Source organism: Allocatenococcus thiocycli, assembly GCF_921292965.1.
Classification (GTDB): Bacteria; Pseudomonadota; Gammaproteobacteria; order Enterobacterales; family Vibrionaceae; genus Vibrio; species Vibrio natriegens.
Map to the genome: position 1 here is coordinate 64,621 of NZ_CAKLCK010000034.1, position 20,004 is coordinate 84,624.

24 protein-coding genes are annotated in these 20,004 nt (G+C 45.3%); 14 read left to right on the top strand and 10 right to left on the bottom strand.

Annotation, left to right across the window (positions count from 1 at the left end; all coding sequences use genetic code 11):
* Positions 1-2 precede the first annotated feature (2 nt).
* Positions 3-851, bottom strand: coding sequence for an ABC transporter ATP-binding protein (locus L9Q40_RS13980; RefSeq protein WP_434170514.1), 849 nt, complete (start codon positions 849-851; stop codon positions 3-5).
* A 362-nt stretch (positions 852-1,213) separates the two neighbouring features.
* On the opposite strand from L9Q40_RS13980, the gene L9Q40_RS13985 reads away from it, so the two are divergent.
* The 10 genes from L9Q40_RS13985 (at position 1,214) to L9Q40_RS14030 (ending at position 9,649) form a co-directional block, all read left to right on the top strand.
* Positions 1,214-1,411, top strand: a complete 198-nt coding sequence (locus L9Q40_RS13985; RefSeq protein ID WP_014233426.1) for a PA3496 family putative envelope integrity protein — start codon at positions 1,214-1,216, stop codon at positions 1,409-1,411.
* 392 nt (positions 1,412-1,803) lie between these two features.
* Positions 1,804-2,013 (top strand): DUF3283 family protein, encoded by a 210-nt coding sequence (locus tag L9Q40_RS13990; protein WP_005374484.1) that lies wholly within the window; start codon positions 1,804-1,806, stop codon positions 2,011-2,013.
* Positions 2,014-2,151: 138 nt separating this feature from the next.
* On the top strand, positions 2,152-2,868 hold the full coding sequence (locus L9Q40_RS13995) for a YebC/PmpR family DNA-binding transcriptional regulator (protein WP_014233427.1): 717 nt from the start codon (positions 2,152-2,154) through the stop codon (positions 2,866-2,868).
* A gap of 219 nt (positions 2,869-3,087) precedes the next feature.
* The gene (locus L9Q40_RS14000) at positions 3,088-3,756 is read left to right on the top strand and encodes a hypothetical protein (protein WP_498793646.1); all 669 of its coding nucleotides are present in this window, start codon (positions 3,088-3,090) and stop codon (positions 3,754-3,756) included.
* A gap of 9 nt (positions 3,757-3,765) precedes the next feature.
* Complete coding sequence (locus tag L9Q40_RS14005) at positions 3,766-4,464, top strand: ABC transporter ATP-binding protein (protein WP_498793647.1); 699 nt, start codon at positions 3,766-3,768, stop codon at positions 4,462-4,464.
* Positions 4,452-5,720, top strand: a complete 1,269-nt coding sequence (locus L9Q40_RS14010) for an ABC transporter permease (RefSeq protein ID WP_498793648.1) — start codon at positions 4,452-4,454, stop codon at positions 5,718-5,720. Before L9Q40_RS14005 ends, L9Q40_RS14010 begins: the two co-directional genes overlap by 13 nt.
* The gene (locus tag L9Q40_RS14015; protein ID WP_329354494.1) at positions 5,713-6,486 is read left to right on the top strand and encodes an outer membrane lipoprotein-sorting protein; all 774 of its coding nucleotides are present in this window, start codon (positions 5,713-5,715) and stop codon (positions 6,484-6,486) included. The genes L9Q40_RS14010 and L9Q40_RS14015 overlap by 8 nt, the downstream gene beginning before the upstream one ends.
* Positions 6,487-6,505: 19 nt before the next feature.
* Positions 6,506-7,813: a hypothetical protein gene (locus L9Q40_RS14020; RefSeq protein WP_498793649.1), complete on the top strand. Its 1,308-nt coding sequence runs from the start codon at positions 6,506-6,508 to the stop codon at positions 7,811-7,813.
* Positions 7,814-8,836 (top strand): sensor histidine kinase, encoded by a 1,023-nt coding sequence (locus tag L9Q40_RS14025; RefSeq protein WP_498793650.1) that lies wholly within the window; start codon positions 7,814-7,816, stop codon positions 8,834-8,836.
* Between the two features lie 21 nt (positions 8,837-8,857).
* The gene (locus L9Q40_RS14030) at positions 8,858-9,649 is read left to right on the top strand and encodes a LytR/AlgR family response regulator transcription factor (protein WP_498793652.1); all 792 of its coding nucleotides are present in this window, start codon (positions 8,858-8,860) and stop codon (positions 9,647-9,649) included.
* Between the two features lie 112 nt (positions 9,650-9,761).
* Here L9Q40_RS14030 and L9Q40_RS14035 read toward each other — a convergent pair whose 3' ends face one another.
* The gene (locus L9Q40_RS14035; RefSeq protein WP_498793653.1) at positions 9,762-10,256 is read right to left on the bottom strand and encodes a peptidylprolyl isomerase; all 495 of its coding nucleotides are present in this window, start codon (positions 10,254-10,256) and stop codon (positions 9,762-9,764) included.
* A gap of 60 nt (positions 10,257-10,316) precedes the next feature.
* Positions 10,317-10,703 (bottom strand): thiol-disulfide oxidoreductase DCC family protein, encoded by a 387-nt coding sequence (locus tag L9Q40_RS14040; RefSeq protein WP_498793654.1) that lies wholly within the window; start codon positions 10,701-10,703, stop codon positions 10,317-10,319.
* Between the two features lie 468 nt (positions 10,704-11,171).
* On the opposite strand from L9Q40_RS14040, the gene gltS reads away from it, so the two are divergent.
* On the top strand, positions 11,172-12,398 hold the full coding sequence (gltS, locus tag L9Q40_RS14045; protein WP_498793655.1) for a sodium/glutamate symporter: 1,227 nt from the start codon (positions 11,172-11,174) through the stop codon (positions 12,396-12,398).
* An 82-nt stretch (positions 12,399-12,480) separates the two neighbouring features.
* Here the strand turns inward: gltS and L9Q40_RS14050 are convergent, their stop codons facing one another.
* The 3 genes from L9Q40_RS14050 to L9Q40_RS14060 are packed head-to-tail and all read right to left on the bottom strand — an operon-like array spanning position 12,481 to position 14,536.
* Positions 12,481-13,311, bottom strand: coding sequence for a hypothetical protein (locus L9Q40_RS14050; RefSeq protein ID WP_014233438.1), 831 nt, complete (start codon positions 13,309-13,311; stop codon positions 12,481-12,483).
* Positions 13,311-14,168: an ABC transporter ATP-binding protein gene (locus L9Q40_RS14055; RefSeq protein ID WP_440878309.1), complete on the bottom strand. Its 858-nt coding sequence runs from the start codon at positions 14,166-14,168 to the stop codon at positions 13,311-13,313. Before L9Q40_RS14055 ends, L9Q40_RS14050 begins: the two co-directional genes overlap by 1 nt.
* Positions 14,165-14,536, bottom strand: coding sequence for a GntR family transcriptional regulator (locus tag L9Q40_RS14060; protein ID WP_014233440.1), 372 nt, complete (start codon positions 14,534-14,536; stop codon positions 14,165-14,167). Before L9Q40_RS14060 ends, L9Q40_RS14055 begins: the two co-directional genes overlap by 4 nt.
* A gap of 194 nt (positions 14,537-14,730) precedes the next feature.
* On the opposite strand from L9Q40_RS14060, the gene L9Q40_RS14065 reads away from it, so the two are divergent.
* On the top strand, positions 14,731-15,597 hold the full coding sequence (locus L9Q40_RS14065; RefSeq protein WP_498793656.1) for a glycerol kinase: 867 nt from the start codon (positions 14,731-14,733) through the stop codon (positions 15,595-15,597).
* Positions 15,598-15,680: 83 nt separating this feature from the next.
* Here the strand turns inward: L9Q40_RS14065 and nagB are convergent, their stop codons facing one another.
* Positions 15,681-16,481: a glucosamine-6-phosphate deaminase gene (nagB, locus tag L9Q40_RS14070; protein ID WP_014233442.1), complete on the bottom strand. Its 801-nt coding sequence runs from the start codon at positions 16,479-16,481 to the stop codon at positions 15,681-15,683.
* A gap of 380 nt (positions 16,482-16,861) precedes the next feature.
* Here nagB and L9Q40_RS14075 point away from each other — a divergent pair, with 380 nt between their 5' ends.
* Entirely contained in the window at positions 16,862-17,113 is a 252-nt protein-coding gene (locus L9Q40_RS14075; protein ID WP_014233443.1) for a DUF3081 domain-containing protein, read from the top strand.
* A gap of 153 nt (positions 17,114-17,266) precedes the next feature.
* Here L9Q40_RS14075 and L9Q40_RS14080 read toward each other — a convergent pair whose 3' ends face one another.
* Complete coding sequence (locus L9Q40_RS14080) at positions 17,267-17,620, bottom strand: MaoP family protein (protein ID WP_014233444.1); 354 nt, start codon at positions 17,618-17,620, stop codon at positions 17,267-17,269.
* Between the two features lie 148 nt (positions 17,621-17,768).
* Here L9Q40_RS14080 and L9Q40_RS14085 point away from each other — a divergent pair, with 148 nt between their 5' ends.
* Complete coding sequence (locus L9Q40_RS14085) at positions 17,769-18,662, top strand: LysR family transcriptional regulator (RefSeq protein ID WP_014233445.1); 894 nt, start codon at positions 17,769-17,771, stop codon at positions 18,660-18,662.
* A gap of 77 nt (positions 18,663-18,739) precedes the next feature.
* Here the strand turns inward: L9Q40_RS14085 and L9Q40_RS14090 are convergent, their stop codons facing one another.
* Both L9Q40_RS14090 and L9Q40_RS14095 read right to left on the bottom strand, forming a co-directional pair.
* Positions 18,740-19,435 carry a pirin family protein gene (locus L9Q40_RS14090; protein WP_498793657.1) on the bottom strand — a complete coding sequence of 232 codons (696 nt, stop codon included), beginning with the start codon at positions 19,433-19,435 and terminating at the stop codon, positions 18,740-18,742.
* A gap of 80 nt (positions 19,436-19,515) precedes the next feature.
* Positions 19,516-19,959: a DoxX family protein gene (locus L9Q40_RS14095; RefSeq protein ID WP_498793659.1), complete on the bottom strand. Its 444-nt coding sequence runs from the start codon at positions 19,957-19,959 to the stop codon at positions 19,516-19,518.
* Positions 19,960-20,004: the final 45 nt, after the last annotated feature.

A 20,004-nucleotide genomic window follows, 5' to 3' on the forward strand; every position in this document is an offset into this window, starting at 1 on the left:
GATTAGGCTCCTAGTGTCTCAGGTTGTTTGTGGACATCGTGGATATTGGGGAAAGAAGCCCAAAGCTTCTGTGTGTAGGGATGTTGAGGATGATTGCGAATGTCGTAAGCCTGGTTAACTTCAACTATTTCTCCATGGCGCATGATGGCGATTCTGTCGCACAATTGGCTCATTAGTGCCAAGTCATGGGTGATAAAAAGTATCGAGAACCCGAATTCATCTCTAAGCTGATAGATTTGCTGCAAAATTTCTCGTTGTACAACGACATCTAAAGCTGTCGTTGGCTCGTCCATAATGATCAGTTTCGGATTAAGAGACAGGGCGATGGCAATGACCAAGCGCTGACGCATCCCGCCAGAGAACTGATGGGGGTATTCGCTTAGTCGCTGTCGAGGAATGTTGACCAAGTCCATCAACTTCTCGGCTCGATCCTTCGCTTGAGCATTGGTTAAGCCTTGATGATGCCGCAATACATCGGCAAATTGCTCTTGAATCGTTAAGACAGGGTTAAGTGAGTTCATCGCACTTTGAAAAACCATAGCGATTTCACTCCATCGTAAAGCCGTTAGCTCAGAATCCGAGAGGCTAAGGATATCTTTTCCCTCAAACAGTATTTTGCCGCCAGAAATAAATGCAGGTGGCTTATGGAGACGATTCACGGAGAATGCGATGGTGCTTTTCCCACACCCTGATTCACCAGCAAGACCAAATATTTCCCCTTTACCTATGTCAAAACTGACGGATTTCACTGCGTTAAAATCACCATTATCTGTGATGTAATCGACACACAACTCTCTGATCTGGATGACCGGATCATTGTGGTATGCATGATTTAAGTTAATACCACTCATATAAACACCCTACCAATCTAAAAGATAATTATTATCATTAGTATGTTGAGACGGTTTTTAGAAAGTGACAGATGGAGAATCGGTGAAGTGACTCGAAAGTTAAGTGAAATAAAAACAGGTTTACGGTGTACGTTAAAAATGTCTGAGAGGACGAAAATGAGAGCTGGATCAGCACACTTTTCTTAGGGGTAATCATTCAAATTTAATCCTAATTTGTTACTTTGGCAAAACTTAAATGATGAAACTATTAATGAGTTAGCGAAAGGTCGGGAGGGTTCACATTTCCCTACTGTTTTGCTTACCACACCTGATGGGGTTTGCTATAGATTACTCATCGAAAACATGGTGTGTTCGGAGGAAATATGTCCATTAATTCTATCGACCATGAAGAAATGAGTAACATCGCTCACAAATGGGAATTACCTGAAGAAGAATCCGTTGTGCAGCCTGACAAAACCGTGAAATCGGCAGAAGCCAGAAGACGCATTGAGGCACTTCGTGAAATCCGTGAAAGTGGTTTGACGATTGAAGAAGCCAAAGAACTGGGTTTGATCCACTGATTCATCTTTGTCATCAACAAACAATTCAAAGGGTAGCTCATTGCTACCCTTTTTCATTTTATGACTCATCGCACCAACTTCAATGGTTAATGTTTTTGTCAGCTTTCCTTGTTGTAAAACTATAGCCGCACAATGCCAGACTTTGCTGGATACCATGCTCGCTAGCCTATGGTTATCACTCGCTGTTTTACAGTGTAAATAAGATTTTTAAGCAGGGGATAGCAGTGCCGCGCGTCGAGAGAATTTTGATTCGTCGCCAAAAGCGTTGAAATTCGATGGGATAGTCACATCGGTAACTTGAAATTGATCAAGATAAGTGCGTTTCTATTCTCCAATCTATAGTCGGTATGCTATAGTGCGCGGCTAGTATTTAACGTACCTTGAGGCTGTGAATGTCGTTTAATCTATCCCTGTTGCCGCCTGATGAAAAAAACAAAATCGAACTGGATAAGCAAGCTTCGTTTTTGGTTTGGAAACTCAGAGAGGCCAAATCTGGCCCTGAAGCAATAGAAGAGCAATTATCTAAGATTAACGATGCTGATGAAAAAGCATTTTTCCAGCAATCGGTTGAAAAGTACAAGCGAGTAATGGGCGTCGCGTAAAGCGAATCGTGGCCTTGATAGGAATCAACGCGGCGAATGAGGTAACTTCCCCCATTCCTCAGCAGAGCGAAAATTGAAAACGTTTCGCTTTTTGCTAAAATCCTTCGCATTAAATTTGAATTTAGAGAGAACATCCCGATGGGAAGAAGTTTTGAAGTGCGCAAAGCCTCTATGGCGAAAACTGCAGGCGCAAAAATTAAAGTTTATTCCAAATACGGTAAAGAAATTTACATGTGTGCGAAAAATGGCGGTGCAGACCCAGACATGAACTTGTCTCTTAAGCACCTGATCGCGAAAGCGAAAAAAGACCAAGTTCCTGCACACGTTATCGACAAAGCGATTGATAAAGCGAGTGGCGGTGGCGGTGAAGATTACGCTCCTGCGCGTTACGAAGGCTTTGGCCCAGGTGGCACAAGTGTCATCGTTGATTGTCTAACCGATAACGGCAACCGTACTTTCCAAGATGTTCGCCAGTGTTTTGTAAAAACAGGCGCGAAAATTGGTGTTGAAGGTTCGGTATCTCACATGTTCGATCACCAGGCGGTATTCCAGTTCAAAGGCGATGATGATGAAATCATTCTGGAAACGCTAATGATGGAAGATGTTGATGTCACTGACGTTGAACTAGAAGACGGTGTGATCACAGTATTTGCACCTCATACTGAGTTCTTCAAAACGAAAACAGCTTTGAACGGCGCATTCCCAGATCTAACGATTGATGTGGAAGAAATCACTTTCGTTCCTCAAACTCAAACGCCAATCGCGGGTGAAGATGCTGAGAAATTCCAGAAGTTCCTAGACCTTCTTGACGACTGTGATGATGTTCAGCAGGTTTACCATAACGCTGAGCTGTAATTCGTTCGCGAATTCGATTGAGAGGCTTCCTTCGGGAAGCCTTTTTTGATCGTGCTGGGCGAGTCTTCAATCTTTCTGATTGGGAGGCCGATACAACCATTCATCCGTGCTGGTCCCCATTCACTCCGCAAAAACACCATTGGTCGCATCCCTAAGCAGGGGAGGGCACCTTTCCTTAATCTGAAACCATCTAATCAATATTAATAAAGGACAATTATTATGATGGTTTTCAATTCGTACTTCCGATCGGGATTTCAATTATTCATCGCCTTGTTTTCCGTTCTCGCACTGAACAGTAGTTTCGCATTTGCCAATCCTACGGAGTCGTTACTTCACAGATTTAATCAAGCTGAACAAGGGAATTCAGCTTTGGTCGACAGCGTTCATGACGAACTAGTGGTTCTTATCGAGCAGCACGGCGCTACGCCTTTGACTTTGGTGTACCTCGGCTGCACTCAAACTCTGCAAGGTCGCGAAGCGTTTATGCCTTGGAATAAGATGAAGTTTACCGAGTCAGGTCTGGCGACGATACAAAAGGGTTTAGATTTATTGGCTAGCCAGCCGATACCGGTTCAAGAGCAACAACGATTGCAAGGCTTACCAGAATATCTGTTAGCGACTGCGATGGCGGCGACAACATACACAGCCCTTCCTGATATGTTCAATCACTTTGAGCGAGGCTATGAGCTGTATCTTGCCTTGATCAATGATCCAAGTTTCCAGCAACAGCCTTTTTCCGCTACCGCATGGGTTTACCGTTACGCCATTGAGGCCGCTTTACGTGCTGACGATCAGACACAAGCCCAAGCTTGGTTGGATGAGATGGAGCGCTTAGGTTATGACAACATTGAAACGCAAAACTCCAAGGCACTGCTCGCGAAGCAGTAAGGAGCCACTGTGATCACTTTCAATCAACTCAGTCGTGATTATGTCTTAGGAAGCCAGACGGTTCATGCACTGCGAAATGTGTCGGGAGAAGTGTTTGCCGGAGAGATGGTGGCGCTGTGTGGTCCTTCTGGTTCGGGAAAAAGCACGCTCCTCAATATTCTAGGCATGCTGGATACGCATTATCACGGGCAAGTGACCTTTAAAGGAAGCCCATACCCAACCGGGCAAATACAAGCCGCTAAAATGCGCCGAGAAAAGCTCGGTTTTGTATTTCAGAAATTCAATTTAGTGCCCGTAATGACGGCTTTAGAGAACGTTGCTTATCCGCTGCATCTCAACGGTTTTTCCAAAGCCGAACAAACCAGACTCGCTCACGAAATGCTCGACCTCGTGGGCCTTGGGGAGTTTGTTCACCATATGCCAGATAATTTGTCGGGAGGGCAGCAGCAGCGCGTCGCTATTGCACGAGCGTTGGTCCATAAACCGGCATTGGTGATTGCTGATGAACCCACTGCCAGTCTGGACAGCCAAAGTGCCAATAAGGTTATCGACATCATGAAAAAACTGGGACACGAAAGGGGCACCACTTTCATTATTGCGACTCACGATATGCGAATGGCTTCACGCTGCGATTGTACGCTTGAGCTGGTCGACGGAAACATGACTCACACGCCTCTTGGGGCTGAGGAGGGTTCATGGGCAAGTTAATCCCAGATTCAGTTCGTCTTGCGTGGCTCAACCTACAGCGTAACCGCCGCCGTAGCCTGCTTTCGATGCTGATTATCGCCATTGCTGTATTTGCCCTGACCAGTGCAGGCGGTTTCGGCTTATATACCTATGACAGTTTGAAAGAGGCAACCGCGCGCGATACCGGGCATTTAACCCTAACAACACCTGGATACTTCACGAAAGAGGAGGAAATGCCTCTAAGCAATGGTCTAAGCCATGTTGATGCTTTTACCAAGCAACTTATCGGTATTAATGAAGTACGAGGCGTGCAGCCGCGGGTGGAGTTCAACGGGCTGGTTTCCAACGGCAGTAAGTCATCCATTTTCATCGGTATAGGCGTGAATGACCGGGAGTTCGATATGAAAGGGCCATTTTTGGATGTGAGAGCAGGGCAGACGCTGTCCAATATCCACGCTTCACGTTATGACCCAACTGAAGCGGAAGTCATGTTAGGTGTGGATCTCGCCCGCAATCTAAACGTAAACGTAGGCGACTGGATCACGCTACTGGCTACGACGACGGACGGCGCGCTCAATGCGTACGACTTTAAAGTCCGCGGCATCTATTCAACGGGCGTTCCAGAGCTGGATAAACGTCAGTTATATGTACACATCCATAGCGCGCAGTCTTTGCTCGGTTCGGACAAAGTCAGCACCTTATCGGTTTTCTTATTCGATACCAATCTGACAGACAAGGTCAGACAAGATGTGGCAACAATTCTGTCGAATCAAAAGCAAAGCTTCGGTAATCAAGAGGTTGAAATCACCCCTTGGCAGGAAAGAGCGTTCTTTTATCTCAAAGTGAAGGGGTTGTACGACCGGATCTTCGGCATCATGGGAGCGGTAATGGCGCTGGTGGTGTTTGTCGCGCTGTTTAACACCATGACCATGTCCGTCACGGAGCGAACGCGTGAGATAGGTACGTTGTCTGCGCTGGGAAGTTATCCGCGTGAAATTATAGCCGGGTTCTTAAGAGAAGCGGGGTTGCTTGCCGTGATTGGCAGCTTGATTGGCGCGCTGCTGACCGCCGTCGTAACGGTTTTGTTGATGGTGGTAGACGTGCAGATGCCGCCACCGCCGGGACGCACGGAAGGATATCCTCTCACTATTTACTTCTCTTGGGAGCTCGTTGCGGTTGCCGGATTTGCAGTACTGCTGATTTGTCTGGTTGCGGCGTTTTTCTCGGCACGCAAAGGGGTGAACAAGCCTATTACGGAGGCACTGATTTATGTTTAATTTCAAACGAACCATGCCACTGGCGGTGCTAGTAATCTGTGGCGCAGTCTCCGCAAATGTGCAAGCGCTGGATACACAGCAAGTGGTGCAATTGATCGAAAAAGCCGATGGCTACCGCTTACAGGATCAATCATCTAAAGTCGTATCGTTGGTGCGCTTGTACCAAGATCAAGAATTGGATAAGACTCGCTTGTACCATGTTTATACTCGTCCCAATCGAGAGTCACTCGTGGTGTTTAAATCGGCAGTCGAGGCTGGTCAAAAAATGCTGATGATGGGCGATAACTACTGGCTCCAAATGCCTAAAAGCCGCCGCCCGATTCGCATTACACCAATGCAAAAGTTACTGGGTGAAGCATCGATCGGAGATATATCTACACTCACCTGGAGTCAAGATTATCAGGGAGAGTGGAAAGCGACAGAAACCACCTCAGTGAGCGGCAAGAGCATTGCCACTTACCATCTTGTCCTGACCGCTAAAACTGCAGGCGCGAGTTATCAGAAAATCGATCTATGGCTGGCAAAGCAGGATGCGTTTCCAATCAAAGCTGATCTCTATCTACGTTCAGGCAAACTCGCTAAGCAAGCTTACTACCGCCGAGCAACGAAAGAGACGCGAGATTACGTCAGTGAGATGACCTTGTTGGACAGCATCCAGCCAAGCAAAAAGACGGTGATCGAGTATCAGGCGATCTTGCCATGGCAACTGGACGACAAGTTCTACAATCCCAGCTATTTGCCAAAAGCGAACACCTCGCAATTGTAGGCTGCAGTAGGTGACCAATATGCGATTTTGTACTGCTTGTATCGTAAGTCTTTTGATGGGAGCTTTCGCTTCCCCTGTATTGGCGGGTAACGAACTGAGTCTCGAATGGGATTGGGCGTTGAGCTACGAGACCGTTACGCAACGCGATACTCATTTCATCCCAGCGCAAGGAGACTCTCGTGACTCGCTCAATGCGTTGCTTGATGTGCAAATGAACTACCAAAACATCAGTGGCTTATTTTCGTTCTATAGCCAAGGCTTGTATCTGAATCAACATGACCGAAAAGGATGGGGGAGCGAATCAGACAACCAACTCTTAATACGAGAACTTGTCTGGCAGGACGAATGGCAAATCGGTGATGCTATTCTCGATATTAGTGTGGGTAAATTACGTGTCGATTGGGGAGTGGGGTATGGCTACCGTGTCTTGGATTTGTTCAAACCCTACCGACAAAATCCAGTTGGTTTAGTGGCAGAAGAAGGGGCGGGCGTTTTTTCTGTTTCTCATTACGATTTAGCCGGTGAATGGACTTTGATTGCCACAGACTCAAGTTGGGGGCAACAAGATCAAAGTGCATTGGATCAAGCGACCGAGCAACAAGGTGTTGGTGTACGTCGTTATATGCTGGTGGATGACACAGAATTCCAATGGATTGGTTATTACGATGATGTTCGCCGCGGCTTAATTGGCGCCAGCGTGATTACCGTTTGGGACGAGTCGATAGCCATGCACAGTTCTCTTTTGTGGCAAAAACAGAGTGTCAGTTATCAAATTTCTGATCAGCTTGAACAGCCTGTGTCTGTTGATAGCCAAGGCAGTGCATTTCAAGCTTTGGTTGGACTTAACTGGGCTAACCAAGCTGGGCATAACGTAATCGCAGAGTATTGGTATGACAGCCGCGCCTGGTCAACGAGCGAATGGGAGAAGGCGATAAGCCGTGGTGACTTACTCTATTCATTCCCCTCAACTTGGTTGCTTGCGAGCAGTTACGCGCAAGGTTTTCAGCATGCCAATATTGTGCAACATAACGTGATGCTGCATTGGAGTTGGGATGTAGAAGCCTGGGCGGCATGGAGTGGCGCGACGTTTATGACAGATAATATGGGTTGGTTAAGTGACGTCACACCAACACTCGATGTGTTGATTTCTCCACAAGACGGCGGTGCGATAGTGACTCAATGGGTGAGTTATCAATGGATTGATACTGGTGACCAAAGCGTAGAACTGGAAGCTGCTGCACGATTTTTATCTGGGGACAACCAATCTGCGTATGCGCAGATCAATGATAAATATATGATTGTCTTTAATATAAAAGGGAAATTCTAAATGTTCTCAGGGAAGTCAATGAAAGAAGGTGGATGGCGAAGAAGTTTGGTGGAGACCTCTTTATTCTGCCTATTTATTGCTGTAATGACGCTCTTTGTATGGGGCGGCCCGTTATATATTCATTTACTGGTCAGTTTTGGCTTTGGCTACTCGGCCATTTTTTTCTCGTGGTTGATCGACAAACTCTTTCCCACCATCCCGCGTGTAATGGAAATTGCCATTTCTCTCACCGCATGTTTGCTGTTTGGGGTGGTAAATGCACAGTTTTGGCTTGGCGAATACTTCGGAATCTCTGGCATGTTGCCCATCGGTTTGATGGGATTGTTGTTCAGTGCCATGTGTTTTTTCTATTTTCACTCGCAAGAGAAGCAAGCCATCGCACAGCGTGAATTGGAAACCATCAAGCTCGAGAAAGCGGAAAAAGAGCGCGCCTTATTACTCAGTCAATTGAAACAGATGCAAAGCCAAATTGAGCCGCATTTTTTGTTTAATACATTGGCGAACATCAGTGCGCTAATGTCACAAGACGTGGATAAAGCCAGAAAGATGCTTGATCAGCTCACCGCATTATTGCGTGCAACATTAAAAAGCTCACGTGAACAAAACACGACCATCGACAATGAAACCGCATTGATTGAGGCGTATCTCGCGATTCAACAAATTCGCTTAGGTGATCGCTTGCGATACTCCATTGAAGTAGAGGAAGGAACTGGGCAACTCGAGCTGCCACCAATGATGCTACAACCGCTGGTTGAAAACGCCATTATTCACGGCATTGAACCAAAGCGAGAAGGGGGAGAAGTGAGTCTGCGGATCAAACGTGACAACCGGTTACTTGAAATTGAAGTCCGAGACTCGGGGGTCGGGCTGAATCACGTCAGTCAACATTGTGGATCGGGGATTGGGCTTCGCAACTTAAAGCAGCGAATTGATGCTCTATTTTCCGGAGAAGGGCAGGTGTTAATCAGTGAGCTTGCCGAGGGTGGTGTCAGTGTTCGTTTAAGCTGGCCAATTGAGTGGTAATCTAAACAAGGATATGGAGAAATGAAGACTGGAATCACTGCAATTATTGCCGACGATGAGCCGTTGCTGAGGCATCATTTGGACAAAAGCCTGGCTGAAGTATGGCCAGAACTGGAAGTGGTCGCAAAAGTCGCGGACGGTGAGCAGGCTTGGAGTACCATTCAAAATAACCAACCCGACATCGCCTTTCTTGATATTCGCATGCCCGTTTTAGACGGGGTGAGTTTAGCGCGAAAAATTAATCGTATGGTGAATCCACCTTTGATTATTTTTGTTACCGCATACGACGATTACGCGATTAAAGCGTTTGAACAAAATGCGGCAGATTACCTACTCAAACCTATCTCTGATGATCGGCTGCAAACCACTTGTGAACGTGTTCAAGCGCGCCTTGCTAATCGCGTGCAAGATAACGGCAACATGCAGATGAATAGCTTGTTAGAGCAGCTTCAGCAAATGTCAGCGCCCCAAACTCCCCAATATCTGCAATGGATTAAAGCCACTCAGGGGGAAGACATTCATTTGATCGCTACCTCTGATGTGCTTTATTTCAAGGCAGAAGAGAAGTACGTCTCGGTCTATGCACAGCAAGGGCAGGGGAGGGGTGTGGAATACCTGATTCGAACATCGTTAAAAGAACTGATCCAACAACTTAATCCTGACCAGTTTTGGCAAGTTCACCGTTCAACTGTCGTTCAGGTTTGTAAAATCAATAAAGTTAACAAAGACTTTTCAGGACGAATGCTTGTCCATATTGGTGATACGAAATTGGCGGTAAGTCGAGCCTCACAAAGTTTATTCAAAGGTATGTGACCGTGACTTTGCAAGGCGCTTTGTTCTTTACACTGTAAACTACGCTCTTATTCCATTAACAGTATATCTACCAACTTTTGTGAAATTGTGGCGTATTAGTGTGCACGGAGGTTTAGTCCCTGACGGTCACTTTCTCGATAATAATCGGATCGCAAGGAACGTCATCATGACCGAGTTTAGAGGTTGTCTTCACATCTGCGATGCGATTGACTACATCCATACCGGCGGAAACTTTGCCAAATACTGCGTAGCCCCAACCGAGATTTGTCGTTGCGGTGTGGTCGAGGAAGTCGTTATCTTCCAAGTTAATGAAAAACTGTGCCGTGGCGGAATGTGGTGCATCGGTGCGAGCCATTGCAATAGTACCAATAGTATTTTTTAAGCCGCGATTTGCTTCATTTGCAATAGGTGCTCGGGTGGGTTTCTCTGCCATGTCTTCAGTATGGCCACCACCTTGGATCATAAATCCCTTAATGACACGATGAAAAATCGTACCGTTATAAAAGCCGTCTTCACAGTATCTTTTAAAATTTCTTGAGCTTACGGGTGCTTTTTCGGTATTCAGTTCAATTTCTATGTCACCGAAAGTGGTTGTCATAATGATCATGAGTGGTTCTCTAGTGGTGTTTGGGGCAGGCATTATAGCCCAAGCGATAACATGTTCGTATTATCGTGAGCATTGATCGGTGCCACAGCGCGATGTGCCAGTGAGCCAGTAAGAGATGCGGTATCGGTTGTTGGCGAATTTTATATACAGCCAGTCGGCAACCGGTCTAATCAAGGGCCAACGTAATGGTGCGTACAGCCAACCTCTACCCACCAGCTGCCAGGCTCGATAGGTGACGTCCAAACCAAGCAGTAAATTACCGCAGTCGCCCAAAGCGTGGAGTATGGTATTTGCTTTGGCGGCATCGATTTGTGGGTAAGCAGAGAATGCTTCACTATAAATATCGACGATGCGGATATGTTGATGCGTATCGCGCTTTGTCAACGCTCTCATCTCTTTGGCACAAAGCGGACAGGTACCATCATAAAATATGGTGAGTTTTGCCATAGCTGCTCCTTACGTTTCTGCTGAGAATACCGTTTTGACTACACTTTTTTATACGTTGTGTCAGCGATGTTGATTCTAGCCTATTCCATTTTATATTTTCGATAGAGCAATCGTGCATGGTGAATAGGTTTGGTTGTAAATCATAGGCTACATGAATGTTATTGAAATAAAGACAGTTTTTGCTGATATGCTATAATCTGTCTCCGTTATAGCGAACATTTTTGTTGTTGCTTGAGAGTTTCTCTGGATTCGGCTCATTTAAATATCCATGAGTCAGAGTAAGTAAACTACTCGATAACAAGTCCCCCTTCTGCTTACATTTTGATGCGCTCTCATAGAGTCTATCGCGCATTTGCATGATCTTTAGAATATTTTTGAACACATCAGTGAGAATATTTGCTATTGGAATACGGTTAAATTAACACTCAATCATTATGGAGGATGAAGAGGACAACAATAAGAGGTGATATGAATCATATAATATCTATCGGGGCTCTGGAGTCCTTCATGGTTGCGATCAGTGTGCTATTTCTAGGGCATTTCGTGAATGCCAGATTGCCAGTTTTAAGTAAGTTCAACATACCGGAGCCGATTGTAGGCGGTCTTATCGTAGCCTGCATTCTTACGACACTTCATTTCTACGGCATCGATTTAGAGTTCGATCTTCCATTACAAAATACGTTTATGCTGATGTTTTTTTCAACCGTCGGCTTAGCGGCAAATTACACCCAACTGATGAAAGGTGGCGCTAAGGTTTTCATCTTCCTGGCTGTGGCTTCATTCTACATCATCATCCAAAATGGTGTGGGCGTCTCACTCGCAGCAGCACTGGGCTTAGATCCACTAATGGGGCTGATTGCTGGCTCTATCACGCTTTCTGGCGGACATGGAACCGGCGCAGCATGGTCTCAAACTTTTCAGGACGTATATGGATTAAATAACGTTTTGGAAATCGCGATGGCGTCGGCCACATTTGGTTTGATCATCGGCGGTATTATCGGCAGTCCGATGGCTGAGCGTTTGGTGGATAAGCATGGTATTGAGTCAGAATATGGTCGCAGCGCAAAAACACATGAAAAATTCCCAGAATTAGTCACCTACAACGAGTACGAAGAAGACAAAGTGACCGCTAAAAAAGTGGTTGAGAAGCTGTTCTTTTTACTGATTTGTGTCACTGGCGCTAAATATTTAGAGCAATGGGTAAATACGTTTGAAATCTCATGGCTGATGATTCCTGATTTTGTGTATGCCCTGTTTATTGGCGTGATTGTGACCAACTTCCTCGAAGTGACCAATATTCGCAAGTTGGATGCAGAAACGGTCGATATGCTCGGCACGGTGTCGCTATCCCTGTTCCTGGCGATGGCATTAATGAGTCTGAAACTGTGGAATATCTTCGATTTGGCGATTCCATTTTTGGTGATTCTGGCTGTGCAGTCTGCGGTACTGGCAATCTTTACCTACTATGTGACGTTTAAAGTCATGGGGCGTAATTACGATGCTGCCGTCATTGCTGGTGGACACTGTGGTTTTGGCTTGGGTGCCACGCCAACAGCGGTCATGAATATGGGCTCTATCGTTAACCGTTATGGTCCGTCACCTCAGGCATTTATGGTCGTGCCGATTGTGGGGGCTTTCTTTATCGATATCGTCAACTTAGTCATCCTGCAAGGATATATCTCGTTTCTTGGCTAAGAGAAAAGGGAAATGAAAAAAATGGTCACAACGAAAGTTGTGACCATTTTTTGTTTTTGACTTCAGCGTCGAGCTTCTACCGCTATTGAATGGTTCGGCTGACTCTCAGGCATGCTGCCCAGGCTAATAAGCCAATAAAGACATAAATTCCGAGATTAGTTTTTCCAACTTCTGCTACTGCATCCAGTGGATTTGGCGCGATGATCGCGTGGAAAGGCAGGGTGAATATCTCAGAAAAGAACTGATCCACTCCGTAATAACCAAACAAAGCGATCGGCATCCAGCGCAGCGCATAAATGGCGATAAATAAGATCACCAGCGGTGAGTTTACTTTCTGTGAGATAACCATGGTGGTTAAAGCCAAAGGTAGCAGCAGAAAACCAGCCAACCCCATCCTTAACAGAAACTCACTCCAATGCAGTAAGACATAGCCTACTGATGAGTAGCGATACAAGAAACCGATTTGATGATTGGTGGATACGTTGAGTGACCACAACATAAAATCGGCAATGATCACCAAGGCAGAACACACTAAAGGTATCACTAACAGTCCAAAGACGAGCTTGACGACGTGCGTCTGAACATCGCTGATCGGCATACTACGCCAGAACATGATACTGCCTTCTGAACGCTCTTTGCGTAGCGTTCTTGGAAAATATTGGGTACCGAGTAGAATGGAAAGTAAGCCTGCGCCTCCCGCAATGAGAGAACTTAACTCTTCCCCTAGTTGTTTTTGGATACCATTGGCATCACCGCCGACACTCATTTGGAAGAAGAAATTTTGCTGAAGGTTCGAGTTGCTCATTAAACCGATAAACAACAAGGTCCCACAGACAAACATAAAAAATGGCACCCGAGACACGAGTGGGTTTTCTAGCCATTCTTTATTTAACATCGTCATTATAGAACGCATTAAGCTACCCCTTTTTGCAACGCGAGAAACAGATCAGCAAGCGTGACACCGTGAATGTCACCTAAGGCATCGACTTGTGCGGCGTACCTTGAAGGGAGTAACCACTTCGTTGTACCAAGCCCTTTTTGGGAGGAGAGAGGATGCATCGCTTCTATTTGTCGATGGTATTGATCTTGTGCATCAAGAATGAAGTAGTCTTCATGGATTTTATCCATCGACGTTTGCAAAACAGAATGACCGTGTTTGAGGATCAGGACATCCGTTAACAGGTGTTCGATTTCGGCCACTTCATGGCTGGCGATGATCAATATGCGTTCACCATCGTGAAACCATTCCAGTAGATGACGATAAAATGTATCTCGATAAACTAAGTCTAAACCGAGAGTTGGCTCATCAAGGATCAGAATTTGCGTATTGGTCGCGATGACTATCGCCAGATGCAACTGTACTTTCATCCCTTTTGACAACGCTCGAATGCGAGACTTTGCTTTGATATCAGTTTGGTGAAGTATGGCATCGGCTTTATGACGATCAAAACCTGGGTGAACCCCCTCGGTATAGGTCAGCAGCTGTTCGACTGTCATCCAGTCTGGCAACACATTCACATCTGAGATATAGGACAAGTGCTGCATGATTTTGTGGCGTTGCATGACGGGCTCATAGCCGTTGATGCGAATCGTGCCTTTATATTCATGAGCGCCGAGCAGCGCGTTAATTAACGTCGATTTACCAGCACCATTGTGACCGAGTAAGCCGAGCACCTGACCAGGATGCAAGTCAAAACTGATATCGTGTAGTGTTTCTCCTTGTTGGCTATAGTGTTTGGAGAGGTGCTTTACACTGACGGTTGCGTTCATTGGTCACCTTTAATTTGTAATTTGAGTTGCAGGATAAGTTCATCGAGAGACATATCCAGATGCTTTAACGTGTCGGCTATCTGAGGGATTTGCTCATTAAGGAAGCGTTTTTTTTCTGTGGCGAGTAATCGTTGTTTCGCGCCAGATGAGACAAACATACCCTGACCGAGTTTCTTCTCTACGACGCCTTGTTCAACCAAGAGTTGGTAGCCTTTCATGACAGTCAGGTGGTTAATTTTCATATCAGCAGCAACGCTACGAACAGAAGGTAAAGCCTCGCCCTCCTTCCAAGTTCCTTGCAGGATTTGCTGAGTGAGCAGGTCCGCCAACTGACGAAAAATTGGCTGGCGATCATGCCAATGTTTCATGATGAAACCCTTTGGCCAAGTTAGTGTTATATATAGGTATAACACCTTGGCGTTTATATAGAAAGGTCTGCAAGAAGATGAGTGAGAGTCATGGTTTTATTGATTGCTTAAGAAGGTTTGTCATAGGTGCCACTTCAAGTAATAAAATCAATAAGTTAATATTCATCTAATTGATCAGCAGCCAGAGGTAAAACATGTCTGAAAAAGTATCGACGTCAGCATTAGCAAAAATGCGTAATGTAGAAGCCAAGCTATTGTTCGCCGATCTTCAGCGAGCGGGTTATATCACACGTCAAGACGACAAATGGCTGTTGACGGAAGAGGGGGCTAAATTCGGCGGAGAATATGTCGAACATGCCAAATTTGGTCAATTCATCGTGTGGCCAACCACACTGCATATTGAACTCTCTTCAACGACTGGTAAAACACTCAGTGCCACGCAACTAGGAGATAAGCTCAACTTAAACCCGAAGCGTATTAATCAACTATTGAGCGAACTGGGTTGGATCAATAAATCAGACGCAGGCTGGAACGTGACTGCCACGGGGGTTCGAGCCGGAGGAAAGCAGAGAATTGACAAGGAATCTCAACATTCTTTTGTTGTCTGGCACGAAGTCGTTCTGAAAAATAAGCGCTTGAAGCAGTCTGTGGTCGAGTTTTTAGGACAGGATGCGGAGTCTCACTCCACGGATAAATCTTTTTCTAGTTTTCGTCAAAAATTTGAAGCCAAACATCGCACTTTAGACGGACATTATGTGCGCTCGAAAGGTGAGCTGTTAATTGATAACTGGCTCTATTTGGCTGGAGTGGTACATGCCTACGAACGCCAACTGCCTATTGAGCAGGATGTCACCAGTGATTTCTACTTGCCAACTGGCAAAGTCTATTTGCAGTTTTGGGGAAGTGATCATGGTGAGATTAGCCAAGATGACCGAGAGACAATCCGTTCTGTTTATGAGCAACAACAATTCAACTTGATTGAAGTTGATGCTAGTGAACTCGAAAGGTTAGATGAGGTATTACCACAACGGTTACGTCAGTTTGGTATCAAAGCGTATTAAACTGCGTATTAAGTGATAAACAAAAAACCCGTGAGTGATCACGGGTTTTGTATTTCTAGCGTGGGCTAAAAATTGCGCTGCGATTAGAAGCCTTTGATGTTTTCTGCTTCTAGTTCAGAGAAGTATTTTACTGTCTTCACTTTTAGCTCTTGCTGAGAAGGCTCGTCACATACGATCACGGCTTTCGGATGCAGTTGAAGTGCTGAGACTGTCCATAGGTGGTTAACGCAGCCTTCTACCGCAGCTTCAAGAGCAAGTGCTTTGTTGTGGCCTGTTACCAGAATCATTACTTCTTCAGAATCCAGAAGTGTGCCAACGCCGATAGTCAGAGCGTATTTTGGAACTTGGTTGATGTCGCCGTCAAAGAAACGAGAGTTCGCGATACGAGTGTCTTCCGTCAGAGTTTTGATTCGAGTGCGAGAAGAAAGCGAAGATGCTGGCTCATTGAACGCAATGTGACCGTCGTTACCCACACCGCCCATGAACAAATTAATCTTACCGTAAGATTTGATCTTATCTTCATAGCGTTTGCATTCAGCATCGTGGTCGTCAGTATTGCCGTTCAGCAAGTTGATATTTTCTTCTTGGATATCAATGTGGTTGAAGAAGTTGCTGTACATGAATGAACGGTATGATTCAGGGTGATCGGCTGGGATACCGATGTATTCATCCATGTTGAAAGTCACAACGTGCTTAAAGCTGACTTCACCCGCTTTGTGCAGTTCAATCAATGCGTTGTAAGTTGCTAGAGGAGTGCCACCAGTAGGTAGACCCAGAACGAATGGACGTTCAGCAGTAGGTTGGAAATCGTTGATGCGTTTTGCGATGTGTGCTGCTGCCCACTTACCTACTTGTGCTGCTTGAGTTAACGGGATAAGTCTCATTTTGTGCCCCTAGTAATTGAATTTAAGATGTTCTGAAACATTAATTCGCATTATAAAATAAGTTATCGGCAACTGCCATTGTTTTAGGTCAAAAATTTGCTTTTTCTTTGACCGTTGTTGTTTTTATCAACAAATGAGCCATCGAATAACGCTAAAAAGGACCAGTATGCCGTTTTTTGCTTCTTATTAGCTTAGAGTGTATTGAGGTAAATTTCATGGCTGAAATTAAGTTTTTCATCGTGTGGAAATACGGCCGTGACGCAGAAAAGTCACAAGCATCGGCAGATATGAGAATGTTTTGATTTCAGATAAGCTCGATAATGGCAAGGTGTCAGTTCCTTATCCATAATTAAGGCGTGTGTATTGGTGAGGAACTCGCTATGAAAAACGAATTAGATCCAAGCAAAGTATTATCGGCATACGAAAATGTGATGAACAATGGCACCCCAACTGAGTTTGGGAAGATCTATGAAGGGGTTGAGGCGTTTTCTGACTATGATGGCTACAACGTATTTTTGAGAGGTAACGGTGTGGAGTTAAAGATTGGTTTCCACAATACCTACAATCTTGAATACGATCAGGAACACTTGAAGGAGAGTTTTTTGAAAAAGATTGCCATGCTTGCCAAGTAAACCAACACGGTTTTATGATCAAATAAAGCCCTCGGGAGAACGCGACCTTGGGCTTTAGGAGAAGAAACAAATCACAAACGTTCACTCTTAAGGCGAATGAACGCTTGTCTAAGTCTTCGACTTAACTATCTGTTAGATAGCTATACTGGTTAATTAATCGTCTTCAACCAAACTCTCTTCCGTGTAGTCTTCCGTTGCATCCGGCTTGTTGCGTCCGTTTAGCGTATGGAAGCGCTTGCGACCACGAGCGAGTTGCGTGTATTTTAACCACGTACGCTCAATTTTGGTTTTTGCTTTGCCTGGGTGCTCTAACACCTTAACGAAGTGTTTCTCTTCGCTGTTTTCCGGTGTTAACTCGCCTGTTTCCAGACCAAGCATTGTATCCCCATAAATTGTTAGAATTTCCTCTTCTGCAAGAGTAAAATCACCAGACTTTGCAAATCCGCGTGGGAATTTTACGTTATCGTAAAATCGTTTTTTGCCATGACGGAATTCAGTGTCAGACATGTCAACAGCCTCTGTAACCGTTATTGATGAATGTAATGAACTAAGGCGAAAATTAGGCGCAAACCTAACAAAAGAAAAACAAATTTTTTTTATCGTCATGATTTTAAATAGTTGTTAATCTGGTTTGATATTAACCAGGAGATGGTTTATGGATGTAAAGGTCTTTCGAACATTTTTAGAGCTGGCAAGGGTTCGTCACTTTGGACGTGCTGCTGAGAACTTGTATATTACCCAAGCAGCGGTCAGCGCTCGCATCAAGCAACTGGAAAGTTATTTCGATACTCAATTGTTTATTCGTGATCGCAATAACATAAAGCTAACGTCTGCGGGTGAGCGATTAATTAGTTACGCTGAGGTGATGGTCACCACATTGCAGCAAGCCAAGCTGGAACTGTCACTCGATGATGGTAAAGCGCTGCAACTTACCTTAGGTGGCACCCCGAATATTTGGGATGCGTATCTACAGAACTGTTTGAGTGTGGTCACCGATTCTTTCGGCGGCTATGGCTTTATGGCGGAAGTCATGGGGCGCGAAATGCTCAGCCGTAGTCTTTTAGAGCGTACTCTGGACATGGCATTTGCCTTTGACCAGATAAAAGCGGATGAGCTGAACTGTAAAAAAGTGGCTGATGTTGTGCTTGTTCTGGTATCGACCGAACAAGATTCGCTAGATACGGTATTTGATAAAAAATACGTATACGTTGACTGGGGCACCCGTTTTGCTTCTGAGCATTCCGAGCGCCACCCGAAAATCCCGGCGCCGTTCTTACGGACCTCAACTGCGCGTATTGCACTGGACTTTATTCTAGAAAAGGGTGGGGCCGCCTACCTACCGATATCTCTTGTTGAGCCATTTATTGCTAATGGGCAGCTCTACAAGGTGTCTGGAGTGGAAGACTGGCATCGCCCTATTTACTTGAGCTATCGCAAAGCCAGCTCGTCTGTAGAGGCGATTAAGCAGGTTGAAGAGATAGTGAAGCAGGTTGATCCCCTTACCGCATACAGCTTGCAGCAAATTGGATCAGGTGCGTCTGACGAATAAGCCATCATTTGCTGTGAAATGAACACAAAGTAAAAGCCCCTGATTTGATATCAGGGGCTTTTTTATCAAAACTGGGATTACGCTAAGTCAAACACCAGTGCGAGAGTCTGTGCCGTGGAGTGATTACGAAATGTGACGCTGTTTTGCTGCTCTATCTTCGCACCATCACCTTCAGCCAATGTTGTGCTGTCGACATCAAGCGTGCTTCGAACCTGATGAACATACAGGTTTCTGCTTTGCTCAACGCTAAACTTCAGTTCTTGGTTTGGGTCTAAAATCAACTGGTATAAACGCGCATCCTGTTTGATGTGTAGGGTGCCATTTTCACCTGTTGGCGTCGCAATGGGCGTGAGTCCGCTGTGCTGGCCAAAATTCTTTTGTTGATAACCCGGTTTGTTTCCAAATGATTTTGGCTGTATCCAGATTTGAAGAAAACGCAGAGGGTTGGTGTCCGAAGCGTTAAATTCGCTGTGGTAGATCCCCTTACCTGCCGACATTAATTGAAATTCACCCGAGGGTAATTTCTGCACATTACCTTCACTGTCTTTGTGAGCAATTACGCCCTCAAGTACATAGCTGATGATCTCCATGTCTCGATGACCATGAGTGTCAAAGCCAGCGCCTGGTTGGACTATGTCGTCGTTGATCACACGGAGATCAGAAAAGCCCATGTGTTGAGGATCGTAGTAGCTGCCAAAAGAAAAAGTATGCTTACTGTCCAGCCAGCCAAAATCAGCTCTTCCTCGATCTTTTGCGTGTCGCACTGTGATCATCTGTGTTTCCTCAGTATTCGTGTTCAGATATGGGATTCAGAGTGGAACTGCACTCTGAACCGTACTTCTAAAAAGGGAAATTAAGAAAGCTTCTTGTTTAAAAGGTTATCCAGACCAGCTTTACCAGCACCTGAGAAAATCAGAGAAACGCTCGCTGCTAATAGTGCTAATCCAAACTCATAACCGTTGTTTGCCAGGAACAGACCGTTCTCGAAGTGAACCGAAAAAATAGCGATAAGCATGGTAAAAGAAAGTACGGTCGCTGCTGGTCGAGTCAGTAAGCCTAATAGAATAAACAAACCACCAAAGAACTCACCACTACCTGCTAAGAAAGCCATTAAAACACCAGGACCTAAGCCAATGGATGCCATCCACTGACCAGTGCCTTCCAGTCCGTAGCCACCAAACCAGCCAAATAGCTTCTGAGAGCCGTGTGCCATAAAGACGATGCCGATAGGAATGCGAAGTGCCAGCGTGCTGAAACCTGCGTTTGATGCGGTAATTTTTTTTAGAAGTGCTTTCATGATTCTGTCCTCATACGATGTTTTTTGAGCGGGAGTCCATTCTCC